The sequence below is a fragment of the Streptomyces canus genome (assembly GCF_001514145.1).
GTDB lineage: Bacteria > Actinomycetota > Actinomycetes > Streptomycetales > Streptomycetaceae > Streptomyces > Streptomyces canus.
In genome coordinates this window covers 43067-58511 of record NZ_KQ948683.1, presented here as the reverse complement: position 1 = coordinate 58511, position 15445 = coordinate 43067, and the positions used below count along the sequence as shown (strand labels likewise).

The window sequence follows — 15445 nt, the reverse complement described above, 5'->3', positions numbered from 1 at the left end:
TGCGGCGATACCGGCGACACCGAACCTCGCACCGGTCGGCTCGTCACGGGAGTTCCGTGTCCAGCACCGTGCCGAGAAGGACTTGGAGTTCGGGCTCCGTCCGCGGTCGGGTGTGCAGCTGGCCGACGCGGACGACGTCGTTGACGATTGCGCGGGCCGCGTAGACGAGTGCCTGGCTCTGAGCCGCGCTGAGCTCCGGCCGGCGCGAGCGCAGCGCCGCGGACCACTCCCGGACGCTCGCGGCCAGCTCCGTGTCGATGCGGCGGCGTGCATCGGGCGGCAGACTGATCGCCTCGGTCACATAGACCCCGAAGAGATGCCGCTGCTCCACGCCGACGCGGATGTAGCTGCGCACCAGTTCTTGGAGAATGTCAGGGGCGCCGGCCCCATCGTCGTACGGACGGGCGGCGGTGAGCCGGCGCGCCACCCGTGTGACCGCGGTGACGAGCAGCTCGGACTTCGTCTCGAAGTGGTGGTAGATACTGGGCCCGGCCATTCCGACTGCCGCGCCGATGTCGTCCAGGCTCACGGCCGCGTACCCCCGATCGTGGAACAGTTCGACCGCCGTCTCCAGCAACTCCTCGCTGCGAGACACCGGCACGCTCCGCCGATCCACCCGGGTTGGTACCTGGCTGTCCGGTGCCGGTGCCGGTGCCGGCAGCTCGGCCCGGGCCGTCGCGGCGGCAGCGGCGGTGAGGAGCCGCCGGTACGCCGCCTCCGGCATGCGCACCCTGCTGATGGACGGGCTCGTCAGTACCGCGAAGACCGCGGTGACCAGCAGCGCCAGCTGACCGGGATCCGCATCGGGGCGGGCGGCGTGCAGGCGCTCGGAGAACCGGGCGACAAACCCGTTGAACCTGGCCTTGACCGCCGCGAACTCCTCGCCGTCCAGGTGCCGCATCTCCCGTTGCACCAGCACCCACATGTCACGGCGGTCGAGCGCCGCCCCCGCCAGCGCGAGCAGCAGGTGGTCCAGCGACTCCCCGGCGACAAGCAGGTCGGCGTCCGCGAGATCGAGCCCGCTTTCGATGGCACCCGCCAGCAGTGCCTTCTTGTTGCGGAAGTGCCGGTAGACGGCCGGCGCCGTGACACCGACATCGGCGGCCACATCGGCCAGCGCCACCGCGTGGAAGCCGTGACGGTGGAACCGCCGGGCCGCTGCCTCCGCCAGCTGCCGCCTGCGCTGCTCGGCCGTCAGGCGTGCCCCGCCAGTGCGATCACCGCGCGGTGTCGTCGTTCTTGCCACACCTCAGCCTCTCATCCCGCTGCGACGCCGGTGCCGACCGGGTCCGACGCTGCCGCACCTTGCCTAGTGAATATTAACTAGGCTACCTTCGGGGTCAAGCACGATCAGAAGCCGCCTTGTCGGTCTTGTGAGAACTTGCCTCCGTCCCACCGGAGGCCGTCCGATTCGGTGTCGAGGGACGCTGCGGGACAGAGGCAGCCCACCGCCCGCGGCGGCCGGCCCCGGAGGCCACATCGGAGCGACAGCGTCATGTGGGGCGGCGGGGCACCCCGGCGTCTCGCGCGACTTTGTCTCTGCGCAGGTCACAGCACCACTCAGCGGCGAGATCGAATGAGGCGGGACACGTTCGAAAGGAAACACGGCGATGCCCAACTCACCGACGGTGCCAGAGGCGTTCATCTACGATGCCATCCGCACCCCGCGCGGCCGGGGCAAGACCTCCGGCTCCCTGCACACGATCAAGCCCGTGTCCCTGGTGGTCGGACTGATCGACGAACTGCGCACCCGCCACCCCGGCCTCGACCCCGCCGCGATCGACGACCTGGTGCTGGGAATCGTGTCGCCGGTCGGTGACCAGGGAGGGGTGCTGCCTCGCGTCGCCGCCCTGGCGGCCGGGCTTCCGGACACCGTCGCAGGCCTGCAGCTCAACCGCTTCTGCGGTTCCGGCCTGGAAGCGGTCAACACCGCCGCGCAGAAGGTGCGCTCCGGCTGGGACCGGCTGGTGATCGCCGGAGGCGTCGAATCGATGTCCCGGGTGCCGCTGGGCTCCGACGGCGGCGCGATGATGAACGACCCGGAGACCAACCTCGTCACCTCGTTCGTGCCTCAGGGAGTGGCGGCCGACCTGATCGCCACCATCGAGGGCTTCACGCGTGAGACGGTGGACCGCTACGCCGAACGGTCCCAGCGGCTCGCCGCAGCCGCGTGGTCAGGCGGGTACTTCACCAAGTCCGTCGTCCCGGTCCGCGACCGCAACGGCATCACCACCCTCGACCACGACGAGCACATGCGGCCGGACACGACCGCCGACTCGCTCGCGGCACTCAAGCCCTCGTTCGCGCAGTTGGGCGAGAAGGGCGGCTTCGACGCCGTGGCGCTCCAGCAGTACCACTGGGTTGAGCGGATCGAGCACGTGCACCACGCAGGCAACTCCTCCGGCATCGTGGACGGCGCCGCTCTGGTCCTGATCGGTGACGAGCGGATCGGCGCCGAGCACGGGCTGACGCCTCGGGCACGTATCGTCGCCACCGCCACATCGGGAGCCGACCCCACGATCATGCTGACCGGCCCCGTCCCCGCCACCCGCAAACTGCTCGACCACGTCGGCCTCACCGTGGACGACATCGACCTCTTCGAGATCAACGAGGCTTTCGCCGCTGTACCGCTCAAGTACGCGAAAGACCTCAAGATCCCTGCGGAAAAGGTCAATGTCAACGGCGGTGCCATCGCCATGGGGCATCCGCTGGGAGCGACCGGAGCCATGCTGGCCGGCACCATGGTCGACGAACTGGAGCGTCGCCAGGCCCGCCGCGCGGTCATCACTCTGTGCATAGGCGGCGGCATGGGCGTGGCCACTCTCATCGAACGCGTCTGAAGCGGGTTCCGCCGCAGGAGCACGGCCCCGCGCCACGGGCAGCGAAGATCCCAGGACCGCGCCACGCAGCCGATGCCCCGTCCGCATCCGGTCGGCCACCGGGCCGGCGGCCCCGGTGACGCGCGCCCGGGCCGGCACGCAAGCGTTGCGTGCGTCAGTCCTGGCCTCGCGGCAGTACGCCCCGCGATGCGGTGACGGTGCGGCAGCGCACGCAGCCGGTCCGCCGGCCGTACCGCCAGCAGCGTGAGGGACCTGCCGAGGATGTCCACCGTCCGGTGAACCCTGCCGCTGGGTCGAAGACCCGCCGAGTGCAGGCAGCCGAACCCTCAAGGACCGTGCGGCCACTCCCGTAGAGCGCCGGTCAGCAGCACCCGATCAGCAGCGCCCGGCCCTTTCGGGGTCGGCTGACAACTCGGAGACACCGATGACGACCCCCGAACACCCGATGTTCCGCTGGGAAAAAGACGCGGACGACATCGTCACCGTCACCATGGACGACCCGGACCAGTCGGCCAATACCGTGAACGACCGGTTCCACCTGGAATTCCCGTTCCTCATCGATCACCTCTACGCCGAACGGGACTCGGTCAAAGGCGTGATCATCACCTCGGCGAAGAAGACCTTCTTCGCCGGCGGCGACCTCCACTCGATGATCCGTGCCACGCCGGACCAGTCGGCTGAGATCACCGCCCGGCTGGACGGCGTCAAGGCTCAACTCCGGCGTCTGGAGACCCTGGGGCGCCCTGTCGTCGCGGCCATCAACGGTGCGGCACTCGGCGGCGGATACGAGATCGCGCTGGCCTGCCACCGCCGCATCGCCGTCGACGCACCGGGCGTCGGCGTCGGGCTCCCCGAAGTCTCGCTGGGGCTCCTGCCGGGCGCGGGAGGCACCACCCGCACGGTCCGCATGTTCGGGCTGGTGACCGCCCTTCAGGAGATCCTGCTGACCGGCAGGAAGTTCCGTCCGGCCGACGCGCTGGCCAGGGGACTGGTCGACGAACTGGTCGACGATCCGCACCGCCTCGCCGTGGCCGCCCGGGAATGGATCGCCACCGACCCTGAACCTGTGCAGCCGTGGGACCGTCCGGGCCACCGTGTTCCCGGCGGCAGCCCGGGCAGCCCCGCACTCGCCGGTGTCCTGCCGTCGCTGCCCGCCGTACTGCGCAAGCAGTCCCACGGCTCGCCCGCTCCCGCGGCGCACAGCCTGCTCTGCGCCGCGGTCGAGGGCGCCCAGGTGGACTTCGACAACGCTCTGACGATCGAATCCCGGTACTGCGTGGACCTGATCTGCGGGCAGATCTCGAAGAACATCGTCAAGTCGATGTTCTTCGACATGCAGGCGATCAACCGGGGGGCCAACCGGCCGGAGGGCCACCCGCGTCACCGAGCGCGGAAGGTGGTCGTGCTGGGCGCCGGCATGATGGGCGCCGGGATCGCCTACGTGAGTGCCAAGGCCGGCCTGGAGGTGGTCCTCAAGGACGTGACACCGCAGGCGGCGGAACGCGGCAAGGCGTACAGCGCCAGGATCCTGGACAAAGCCGTTCAGCAGGGCAGGAGCACGCCGGAGCAGAAGGAGGAGATCCTGGCCCGGATCACGCCGACGGCCGATCCGGCCGACGCCGCCGGCGCGGATCTGCTCATCGAGGCGGTGTTCGAGGAGCCAGGGCTGAAGAGGAAGGTCATGGCGGAAACAGCGGGTCAACTGGCTCCGGATGCACTCCTCGCCTCGAATACTTCCACCCTTCCCATCACCGGGCTGGCTGAAGGGCTGGCTGCCCCGGAGAACTTCATCGGGCTGCACTTCTTCTCCCCCGTCGACAAGATGAAGCTGTTGGAGATCGTGGTCGGCGACAAGACCAGCGACGCGACACTGGCCAAGGCGATCGATGTCGCCCGGCAGATCGGCAAGACCCCCATCGTGGTCAACGACAGCAGGGGCTTCTTCACCAGCCGCGTCATCGGGCAGTTCATCAACGAGGGCGCAGCACTGCTCGGCGAGGGCATACCGGCCGCCTCGATCGAGCAGGCAGCCCTGCAGGCGGGCTACCCGGTCGGGCCACTGGCGCTCATGGACGAACTGTCGCTGACTCTGATGCGCAAGATCCGCGAGGAGACCGCAGCCGCCCACCGCGCGGCCGGCATCGACACGCCCGCGCACCCGGCCGATGCTGTGCTCGACCGCATGATCGACGAGTTCGGCCGCGAGGGGCGCGCCGCCGGAGCCGGATTCCACGAATACGCCGAGGGCAGGAAGCAGGGCCTGTGGCCGGGCCTCAAGGGCGCCTTCGGGGGCACCGGAACCGATGTGCCGCTCATCGACATACAGGAGCGCATGCTCTTCGCCGAAGCGCTGGACGCCGTCCGGTGCCTCGACGAGGGCGTGGTGCGCTCGGTCGCCGACGCCAACATCGGGTCGGTCCTCGGCATCGGCTTTCCCGTGTGGACCGGCGGGGTCATTCAGTACGTCAATCAGTACCAGGGCGGCCTGCCCGGCTTCGTGGCCAGGGCAGGGGAGTTGGCGCAGCGCCACGGTGAGCGGTTCACGCCCCCGGATTCGCTCGTCCGAAGGGCCGCGAACGCGGAGGAGTACCAGTGACCGCATGTGACGAACAGGCCCTCTGACCAGGCGAACGGTGTGCTTCTGTGCCGGAAGACGGTGGAAGCCGGATGGGACCGCGTACACGTTTCCGCCCTGCTTCCACCGTCGGCCCTGGCCCTGACCGCCATTGCCCGGCGATACGGCGATACGGCGATCGGTTACGGAGACGCCGAGGCCCCTGGGAATGCGCGGCGCACGGAACTGTCACCGTTCGCCGGAGGCCGGGGGCGCCGGCTGCTGGGACGGCGTCCCGCGTGATGCCGCCAGGGGCTGTGGTCATCGCCGCGCCTGGTCCGGCCCGTTGGCGGGCGGTCTCGCCCAGCCGCACGGCGAGCAGCTGAGAGACGACGTCACGGCCATCGCCTTCGACGCGGACACGCGGGTAACCCGATGCGCTTGTTCCGGTGCGGAGTTACGCGCTCCCGACGACGAAGCGGACCTTGGGCAAGCCCTGTAGTCCCAGGTCAGTAGCACCTGTCGTTCCCTGTTGGCCGCGCCTGGGGCATCCCTGCTCGTGAGGGCGCGAGGCACGGCGCTGTAGGATCCGGTTCGGATGTCCCCGACGAGGAGAGCGCACCGCGGATGCCGCCGTCATCGGAAGCGACTCGGAACCGTCTGATGGACGCCGGTGTCCGGCTGTTCGCCGAGCACGGCATCGACAACGTCAGCCTGCGCGAGATCACGCGCGCCGCCGGTGCCCGCAACTCGGTCGCGCTGCAACATCACTTCGGCGATCGCGACGGCCTCCTGCGGGCGATCGTCGAAAGGTACCGGACGGGGATCGAGGTACGTCGGCACGAGCGGCTCGACGCGTGCGGTGACCGGCCCGGACTACGGCCGCTCGCCGAGGCCCTCGTAGTCCCGCTGGCGGCGTGCCTGCACGAGGACGGCGGTCCGGCCTTCCTGCAGATCTTCGCCGACCTCGTCAACCGGCCCCGGCCGCTGCTCGAGCCACTCCAGCCCACCGGCGGTGACATCGACGACAGCATGGAACGCTGGCGGCGCATGCTCGATCCGTTGCTGCCTCGCGGAGCTGCCCACGTCCACCGCCGATTCTCCGCGACGCTCTATGCCAGTGTCGAAATGGCCCGCTGCGCACGCTCCGGACCGCAGGCCGACACCGACACGGATGTCGTCACGGCCGCCACGGTCGACGTCGTCGCCGCGATCCTGTCCGCACCGGTCTCGGCGGAGACGGCACGCGCGGTCCGGGCTCGCGACGCCCGGCGTGCCCGGACCAGGTCATCGGCCTGAGTATCCCGCGCTGAATATCCCGCGGCGTCGGCCCTCGCGAGCGGCGCCGGCCGAATGGCGGGCGCCTTCGGCAGGATCGTCGTGGAGGTGGTCATGACGACCTCCACGACCCAGGGATGCCCGTCCACCCGGCCACGGCCCTCGGTCGTCAGGGCGGTCACCGTCCTTTTCCGTCCGCGGGTGGCGGTCCGGGAGGCCGGGCGCGTGCTGAGCGGGCGCCGGGCCGCAAGCCGCTGAACCAGCAACGTGGACACTGCCCACCAGTTGCATTGCCGGCGCGCCAGTGCCATTGTAATGCACGTGCATTATAACGAGGTATCTGATGCGCCGCAGGTGCACGGGATCGACGCCCCGCGGCTGGCTCGATGGATGGACGAGCGGCGGATCGGCGCAGGTCCTGTGGCGGAGGTCCGCCTGCTCGGTGGTGGCACGCAGAACGTCGTGGCCGAGTTCCGGCGAGGTCGGGAGCGGTACGTGCTGCGGCGGCCACCGGTGTCCGGACGTACCGACGGCTCCGCGACGATGCTCCGCGAGGCGGCGGTGCTCGACGCGCTCGAGCACACGGATGTGCCACATCCCCGGCTGGTGGCCGCGTGCGCGGACGAGTCGGTGCTCGGGGCCGCGTTCTATCTGATGGAGCCGGTACCGGGCGTCAATCCGGCGACCGCGTTGCCGGAGCCCTTCGTCCGCGACGCGGCGCTGCAGCGTGATCTCGGCTTCGCCATGGTGGACACGCTCGTCGCGCTCCGGGATGTCGACGTGTCGCACCCGCTCCTGCGCGACCTCGGTAGGCCGGAGGGCTGGCTCGAACGGCAGGCCCCCCGGTGGCTGCGGCGACTGGCGGTCACGGCGGAGATCCCTGGCTACCGGCCGCTGCCGCAGGCACGTCTTGAGGCACTCGGGCAGTGGCTCGGCGCGCACCGCCCGGCGCGGATGCGGACCGGGCTCGTGCACGGTGACTTCCATTTCGCGAACGTGCTCGTCGACCAGGCCCGCCCGCAGATCGTGGCCGTCGTCGACTGGGAACTCGTATCGATCGGCGACCCTCGGCTCGATCTGGGCCATTTCCTGGCCGTGCTCGGTTTTCCGCCGATTCCCGGGCTGCCCGACCTGCCCGGCATGCCGGGGCCGGACGAGGTGATCCAGCGATACCAGCAGCTCACCGGCGACACCGCCGAGGCGGACCTGTCCTGGTTCCGCGTGCTCGCGTGCCTACGGCTGACCGCGATCCTCGAGGAGACGGTCGGGCGTGCGGTGCTGGGTCACGCACCGGCCGAGCTGGGGAAGACGTTCCGGGCTGTGACCTTGCGTCTGCTGGCTCTGGCCGAGGACGTGATCGACATGACGAAAGGCTTGTGATGGTCAGCTTCGAGACCGATCCGCAGTACCAGAAGCTCCTCGACTGGGCGGAGGAGTTCGTGCGCGAAGAGGTCGAGCCGCTCGACCACGTCTTCGCCAACCCCTATGACCGGTCCGACGAGGAAGCCGTGCGCGCCGTGCGTCCACTGAAGCGGCAGGTGCGGGAGAAGGGGCTGTGGGCATGTCACCTGCCGCGCGAGCTGGGCGGCGGAGGCTACGGCCAGGTCAAGCTCGCGCTCCTCAACGAGATCCTCGGACGCTCGGCCTGGGCGCCCACCGTCTTCGGCTGCCAGGCGCCCGACTCCGGTAACGCCGAGATCCTCGCCCACTACGGGACCGACGAGCAGCGGGCGCGGCATCTGCAGCCGCTGCTGGACGGAGAGACCGTCTCCTGCTATGCGATGACCGAGCCCCAGGCCGGCGCCGAGCCGCGGATGTTCACCTGCCGCGCGGAACGCGACGGCACGGACTGGGTCCTCAACGGCGAGAAGTGGTTCGCCTCGAACGCGCGGTTCGCCGCCTTCACCATCGTCATGGTCGTCACCGATCCGTCCGTGCCGATCCACCGCGGGGCCTCGATGTTCCTCGTCCCCGCCGGGACACCCGGTGTGGAGATCGTCCGCAACGTCGGCGTGTTCGGCGAGGATCCGGCGATCGCGGCGCACGCGTATGTCCGCTACGACGACGTCCGGCTCCCGGCTCAGGCCATGCTCGGCCCGGAAGGCGGCGGATTCGAGGTCGCGCAGGTCCGGCTCGGCGGTGGCCGCGTCCACCATGCGATGCGTGCCATCGGCTCCGCACGCAAGGCGTTCGACTTGATGTGCGAGCGCGCGCTGTCCCGCCTGCTTCCCGGCGGCACGCTCGCCGACCTGTCGACCACGAAGGAACGCATCGCGCAGAGCTGGCTGGACATCGAGCAGTTCCGGCTGCTGGTGCTGCGCACCGCATGGCTGATCGACAAGCACAACGACTACGCCAAGGTCCGGGGCGACATCGCGGCGGTCAAGGCGGCGATGCCGGAGATGCTCCACCGCGTCGCGCGCCGCAGCCTGCACCTGCACGGGTCGCTGGGGGTGACCCCCGAGCTGCCCCTGGGCGCTCTGCTGATGGAAGCCGAGTGGCTCGCACTGGCGGATGGCCCGACGGAGGTGCACGAGGCGACACTGGCCAAGCGGATCCTGCGGGACTACCAGCCCGCCCCGGACCTGTTTCCCAGCGCGCACCTGCCCCGGCTGCGCCAAGCCGCACTCGCCAAGTACCCGGACAGCCGGCGATGACGACAACGAACCTGTTCGACCTGAGCGGCAGGATCGCCGTCGTCACCGGCGGGAGCCGCGGGCTGGGCCGGGAGATCTGCCTGGCCTACGCCGAGCACGGCGCGACCGTCGTCGTGGTCAGCCGCAAGGCGGACGCCTGCCGTGAACTGGCCGAGCAGATCACCCGGGACACCGGGCAGCAGGCTGTCGGCCTGGGCTGCCACGTCGGGCGCTGGGCCGACTGTACGGAGCTGGTGGACACCGTGTACGAGCGGTTCGGCCGGATCGACGTCCTTGTGAACAACGCCGGCGTATCCCCGTTGTACGCCTCGCTCGACGAGGTGACCGAGGAACTGTTCGACAAGGTGATCGCGGTGAACCTGAAAGGCCCGTTCCGGTTGGCCGCCCTGGTCGGCACCCGGATGGCCCAGGGCAGCGGCGGGTCCATCATCAACATCAGCAGCGCGGGCGCCGTGTCACCGTCGCCACGGGAACTCCCCTACGCGGCCGCGAAGGCCGGGCTGAACGTCCTCACCGGTGGCATGGCCCGCGCTTTCGGGCCGACCGTCCGGGTCAACACCATCATGCCGGGTGCTTTCCGGACCGACGTCACCAAGGCGTGGGACCTCGAGGCGTTCGAGCAGTTCGCCCGCCGGGAGTTCCCGCTGGGGCGGATCGGCACCCCGGCCGAGATCACCGGAGCGGCGCTGTACCTGGCCGGCGACGCGTCGAGCTACACCACCGGCGCGACGATCACGGTCGACGGCGGGATGACGTCGTCGCACGCCTGACCCGCGGGACGCGCCACTGGTGCCACCTGCGCCGATGACTCCGGTCCCGAGATGGCTGGCCCGGCCGGCCGGCCGGCTGCCGCAGCCTGTCGAAGCCGCTCATCACCAGTAGGTGACGCTGTCGGGGATCTTGGAGGTCAGGATTTCCCTGCGGTGCGCCATGCGGTCGGCCGTGGGATCTGTTGCCAGTCCAGGAAGTTCTGGAGGGCCGTGGGTGTCCGAGGTCGGCGTTCAGCCGTTGGTGTAGCGAGTTCCGCGTTGACGCGTTCGATGTTGACGGCGATGGCGGTGAGGACGTGCTGGACGTGGGTCTTGGTCTGACTCCGGTAGCGGGTTTGTCGCATGCCGTGGCCGTTGACGAACTCGTTGACGGTGCTCTCGATGCCGGCGCGCATCGCGTAGTTCGCCTTCCAGGGAGTGGTCTGCTGGGCGGCTCGGGCGGCAGCCTGCCGTTCGTAGAGCTGCTGGGGCAGGAAGTTCAGCTGCCGTCGGTCGCCGCGGGTGGAGCTGGACTTGACCGGGCACTGGCCGCAGTCCTCCTTGGCAAACCTGACCCGCGTGTAGGGGGTGATCGACAGAGGCGTCGACCATTCCCGGCTCGGTTTGCCCTGCGGGCAGACGACCTGCCGTCGTTCCCAGTCGATGGTGAAGGCGTCGCGGTCGAACACGTTGCCCTGGCGTGACTGGCGGATGCGCTTCTTCCGGACCGGTCCCACCAGCGTGATCCCGTGCTCGCGAGCGGATTGGTCCTGCTGGACGATCGAGGTGTAGCCGCCGTCGACCAGATGCTCGTCGGGCAGAAGGTCTCGCTGGGCCAGCCGGTCGTGGATGGCCGGCAGGGCCCTGATGTCGTAGAGCGTGGCCGGGGTGGTGGTCACGTCCGTGATGATGTTCACCGTGTCGTCGTCGCAGGTCTCCGTGACGTGGGCCAGGAACTTCTTCCAGCGGGTGTCGTTCCGGCGGGAGTACCGGGCGGTCAGGTCGTAGGGCGAGACGATCGCGGTGGACGAGGGCGGTAGTCCGGCCTCATCAGGTTCGCGCCGCTGGACTCGTGCTCGGTCGTCGACCCAGTAATTCTGGAGAAAGATCTGCCGTAGTGCCTGGACCTGCGGCCCCTGCCACAGTGCGCGAAGGTAGGTGCGGACGTAGCGCAGCAAGAGGTAGACGTCGTCCCCGGTGTTCTTGATGCGGGTCTTCGGCCGGGTCGGGGTCCGGCCCAGCCGGGACGCCCGTCCGTAGCGTTCGCCCCATTCGTCCGTGACCAGCCCGACCAGCTCCTGCGGTGCCTGACGTGCGATTTCCTCCAGGGCAGCTCGCATGGCCTCGGTGACCATCTCAAGGCGTGTCAGGTCCCGGACCGCACTCAGGATGTGGGTGGAGTCGGTCCGCTGCCGTCCTCGTTCCCTGACCAGTCCGGCGACTTTGATCTGTTCCAGTACGAGGTCGAGCAGCTTGTCCGCCCTGCCGTCCTCGGCCAGGCGCTCACGGAAGTCGGTCAGGACGCTGTGGTGGAAGCCGGGGTCGTCCAGTTCCATGCCCAAGGCGTATTTGAAGTCGATCCGGCAGCGGACGGCCTCGGCGGCCTGGCGGTCGGAGAGCTCCAGAAGGAACTGGAGGACCGACACGGTCGCCAGCTGGGCCGGTGAGAGCCCTGGCTTGCCGTCCCGCGGGTACCACTCGACGAAGTCCTCGTCCCGCCAAAGACCGTCGAGATGGTCGCGGATGGCCATGGCGGTGGTGCCGTGGGGGTTGACTGGCGCGGGCGACCTTCGCGGTCAGCTCCGGCACCTCCGAGCCGGAACGGGGCTGAATGCACAACTCGGTCTCCTCCGGTGGGACGGAGACTCACCGTCGCAGCAGCACCCACAACGAAGAGCACAGTTCGCTCGAACTGACACCGCAAGGGCTACACCCTGGTGCGGGTTGACGTAAGTACCACCCGCCACTGCAACATCGCAGGGCACAGTTCTGGCGTTCGCGAAACCGTTACAGGGGGCGTGATCACGGGGTCACGGAGACCACAACACCGCGTTGAGCTGCAGAAATGGCTTTGTGAGGGAAGACGGGACCCGACGGCCACCCATGCACCCGACCTGCCAATCTCCAAGATCCCCGACAGCGTCAGGGCCTGCTCACCCGTTGCGGATGAGCAGGCCTCCGTCGACCGGGACGGTGGCGCCCGTGAGGTAGGAGGCGCTGGGCAGGCACAGATCGAGCATGATGTGCGCGATCTCCTCGGGCCGGCCGTAGCGCCGCAGCGCGGTGCGTCTGCGCGCGAACGCCTGCTTGTGCTGGTCGGGGATGCCGGCGGTCAGCCCGGTCTCGACGGGCCCGGGAAGCAGACAGTTGCAGGTCACGCCTTCCGGGCCCAGTTCGACGGCGAGAGCGCGGGTGAGGCCGGTGACACCGGCCTTTGCCGCGGCATAGGGCGTGAGGCCCGCCGTGGCGGCGCAGGCCTCGGTCGAGGCCACGTTGAGGATCCGGGGGAACGGTGAGCGAAGCAGCCAGGGCAGGGCGGCGCGGACGGTGCGCGGAACCGCCGTCAGCATGACGTCGAGGGCACGCTGCCAGACGTCTTCGTAGCCGGCGTCGCCGATCGCGGCCTGCGGGGCGAAGCCGGCGTTGTTGATGAGGCAGTCGAGCCCGTCGAACTCGGTGGCGGCCTCGCCGACCACGCGCTCGATCTCGGTGCCGTCCGCGACGTCCAGCCGCCAGGCCCGCCCGCGCCCGTCCTGGGCCGCGATGCCGGACGCGACCGCCTCCGCGGCTGCCGCGTCCTGGTCCGTGACCGCTACCCAGGCACCCTCCGACGCGAACAGTCGGGCCGCGGCGGCACCTATGCCGCTTCCCGCGCCGGTGATCAGCAGCGCCGCCCCGGCGATGGACCGCGGCGCCTGTCCCGCCGAGTACGAGCGTGTTGCCATGCCCGGGCTCCTTACTGTGATCGGATTAGTGTGATCGCAATCGTCTTCGCCGCTCAGATCGCGCGGCCGGCCTGCTCCCAGTAGGGCGCGCGCAGTTTGCGTTTAAAGATCTTCCCGGAATCCTCCCGGGGGAGCGTCTCAGCGAACTCGATGCGGCGCGGCACCTTGTAGCCGGCGATCCGCTCGCGCAGGAACGCCCGCACCTGCTCCGCGGTCGGGGCGCAGCCCGGTTCGGCTTGGATCACCGCGCACACCGACTCGCCGAACTCCTCGTCGGGGATACCGAACACGGCGCTGTCGGCGATCCCGGGCATGTCGCACAAGACCGCTTCGATCTCGGCCGGATAGATGTTCACCCCGCCGGAGATGACCATGTCGATCTTGCGGTCGCAGATGTAGAGGTACCCGTCCTCGTCGAGATAGCCGACGTCGCCGACCGTGACGAGCCCGTCGCGGTCGACCTCGCGGCGCTTGGCGTCGGCGTTGTGGTAGCTGAAATCACCGACACCGGCGTAGCGGACGGCGATCTCGCCGACCTCGCCCGGACCGAGCTCTTGGCCCGCCTCGCCGAGGATGCGGATCTCGGCACCGTCGACGGCTCGCCCCACCGTGCCGGGGTGCGCCAGCGACTCCGCCGAGTCGCAGAACGTCACGTTCCCGCCCTCGGTCGAGCCGTAGTACTCGTGGATGATGGGTCCCCACCAGTCGATCATGGCTCGCTTCACGTCGGGTGCGCACGGTGCGGCGGCATGGGTCACGAACCGCAGCGAGGAGAGGTCGTAGCGCGCACGCACCTCCGGCGCAAGCTTGAGCAGCCGGTTGAACATGACCGGAACGAGGTGGAGGTGGGTGATCCGCTCGTCCTGGATGGCTCGCAGCAGTTCCTCGCCGTCGAACCGCGGAAGGATGACGATGTTCGCCCCTGCCCGGAACGAGAAGAACGCGTGCATGTTCGGGGCGCCGTGATAGGTCGGCCCGGCCACGGCGGTCACGATCTCGCCCGGATCGTCGACGATCGTCAGGCCGAAGCTGAGGGACACCATGCGTACGACCGCGGCCTGCTGCACCGGTGTGAAGGCCGGCCGGCGCACCCCCTTGGGACGTCCCGTCGTGCCCGACGTGTAGAAGACGGCCATCGGCGTCTCCTTGGGCGGCTCACTGCGGGGCGCGAAGCCGTCGACCCAGTCGTGCCAGCAGGTCTCTCCTGGCGCGACGGCGCCGGCGGCCTCCTCGATGCCGTATGCCGTTCGCAGGGCGGCGGGGGTCGGGACCACCAGAACCTGGACACCGTCCGGAATGCCACTTCGCAGCCTCGGCAGGAGGTCGGCATGGATGACGAGCACCCTGGCCTGACTGTCCTCGAGGATGTACCGCATCTCCTCCGGCGAGAAGTGCCAGTTGATCGGGACGGCGTAGGCGCCGAGCACGCCCGCGCCCAGGCTCACCTCGTAGAACTCGATGTCGTTGCGCAGGCAGAACGCGACACTGGAACCCGGTCCCAGGCCGAGAGCCGCGAACCCTGTGGCTGCCCGCCCGATCCTGAGCTGGAGGTCCGCCGCGTCGAGCCGACGGTCTCCGGAGACGATCGTGGCCATAGTTCTCGCCTTCCTCTGGCGTTTCCCGCGTCGCCTCATTGCGCCGCGGGCCTTTTGCTGTCCAAGTCGGACAACGGGATTCGAATGCCATCGCCGCCGCCGACGGTGTGCAGGGGGTTGCCGGTGCCCGGATCGTGCTGCAGGGGCCCATCGGCGTGGGCGCGGTGGCTGTGGAAGTACAGGGTCAGGGCGCCGTGTTCGAGGCGAGGTGCAGCGGGTTCCGGCGAAGCCGAACTTCCACACCGGAGAACTCGTCGTGAGGACGGCAACGCCGGTGGGGGCCCGGCTGTGAGGCGCGTCGCGCCGTCGACAGCGTGCGTGAGAAGCGCGAGCCCCGGATCCGCCACGGCGTCGACCAGGCCGACAGGGGCAGGTCATCGCTCGCGACCTAGGCACGCACGTCAGATCTACGCCGTGGACGACAACGGTGGCGACAAAGAACGCATCGTGCGCCGGTTCCCGATCCTGACGTTGTTCGACATCGGCCAAAACTGACCCACTTCGGCCGCGATCTTCTTTTGTTGAGCACCCGACGATCTTGATGCCCTGTTCGCCTTTGCGGACCTGTCACCGCTTGGCCTGCCGGGGCGAGCAACAGCACGTTGCTGAGGCTGTAGGTGTGAAACGACCTTGCGAAGGAACAGCTTCTTTACGGTGCTCGTGCGAGCGTTGATCCGGTCCCGGTCCCGGTCGCAGAGCGCCCTTGATGCGGAGACTGGCGCCTTCAGCGGCTCTACGGCCACCCGGGCCTCCACGTCGCGGACGTCGTCGTGAGTCATGACGGCTTCGCGCGCCTCCAAGCGGTCAGGACGACGGGGTCACGATGC

Annotated in this window: 10 protein-coding genes; 6 read left to right on the top strand and 4 right to left on the bottom strand. The window is 69.4% G+C overall.

What is annotated here, in order from left to right; genetic code table 11:
• Positions 1-43: 43 nt before the first annotated feature.
• Positions 44-1246: a TetR/AcrR family transcriptional regulator gene (locus AQJ46_RS47685; RefSeq protein ID WP_059211609.1), complete on the bottom strand. Its 1203-nt coding sequence runs from the start codon at positions 1244-1246 to the stop codon at positions 44-46.
• Positions 1247-1610: 364 nt separating this feature from the next.
• On the opposite strand from AQJ46_RS47685, the gene AQJ46_RS47680 reads away from it, so the two are divergent.
• From AQJ46_RS47680 to AQJ46_RS47650, 6 genes are all read left to right on the top strand, one after another.
• Complete coding sequence (locus AQJ46_RS47680; protein WP_059211608.1) at positions 1611-2840, top strand: acetyl-CoA C-acetyltransferase; 1230 nt, start codon at positions 1611-1613, stop codon at positions 2838-2840.
• A 424-nt stretch (positions 2841-3264) separates the two neighbouring features.
• Positions 3265-5436, top strand: coding sequence for a 3-hydroxyacyl-CoA dehydrogenase NAD-binding domain-containing protein (locus AQJ46_RS47675; RefSeq protein WP_059211607.1), 2172 nt, complete (start codon positions 3265-3267; stop codon positions 5434-5436).
• Between the two features lie 621 nt (positions 5437-6057).
• Entirely contained in the window at positions 6058-6693 is a 636-nt protein-coding gene (locus AQJ46_RS47670) for a TetR/AcrR family transcriptional regulator (RefSeq protein WP_059211606.1), read from the top strand.
• A 246-nt stretch (positions 6694-6939) separates the two neighbouring features.
• Positions 6940-8052 (top strand): phosphotransferase family protein, encoded by a 1113-nt coding sequence (locus tag AQJ46_RS47660; RefSeq protein ID WP_159064208.1) that lies wholly within the window; start codon positions 6940-6942, stop codon positions 8050-8052.
• Entirely contained in the window at positions 8052-9329 is a 1278-nt protein-coding gene (locus AQJ46_RS47655; protein WP_059211603.1) for an acyl-CoA dehydrogenase family protein, read from the top strand. Before AQJ46_RS47660 ends, AQJ46_RS47655 begins: the two co-directional genes overlap by 1 nt.
• Entirely contained in the window at positions 9326-10099 is a 774-nt protein-coding gene (locus AQJ46_RS47650) for an SDR family NAD(P)-dependent oxidoreductase (protein ID WP_059211602.1), read from the top strand. The genes AQJ46_RS47655 and AQJ46_RS47650 overlap by 4 nt, the downstream gene beginning before the upstream one ends.
• Positions 10100-10236: 137 nt before the next feature.
• Here the strand turns inward: AQJ46_RS47650 and AQJ46_RS47645 are convergent, their stop codons facing one another.
• From AQJ46_RS47645 to AQJ46_RS47635, 3 genes are all read right to left on the bottom strand, one after another.
• Positions 10237-11829 (bottom strand): IS1182 family transposase, encoded by a 1593-nt coding sequence (locus tag AQJ46_RS47645; protein WP_059211601.1) that lies wholly within the window; start codon positions 11827-11829, stop codon positions 10237-10239.
• Between the two features lie 402 nt (positions 11830-12231).
• Positions 12232-13023 (bottom strand): SDR family NAD(P)-dependent oxidoreductase, encoded by a 792-nt coding sequence (locus AQJ46_RS47640; protein ID WP_059211600.1) that lies wholly within the window; start codon positions 13021-13023, stop codon positions 12232-12234.
• Between the two features lie 53 nt (positions 13024-13076).
• A complete protein-coding gene (locus AQJ46_RS47635) occupies positions 13077-14618 on the bottom strand; it encodes an acyl-CoA synthetase (protein ID WP_059211599.1) in 1542 nt (513 codons plus the stop codon).
• Positions 14619-15445 lie beyond the last annotated feature (827 nt).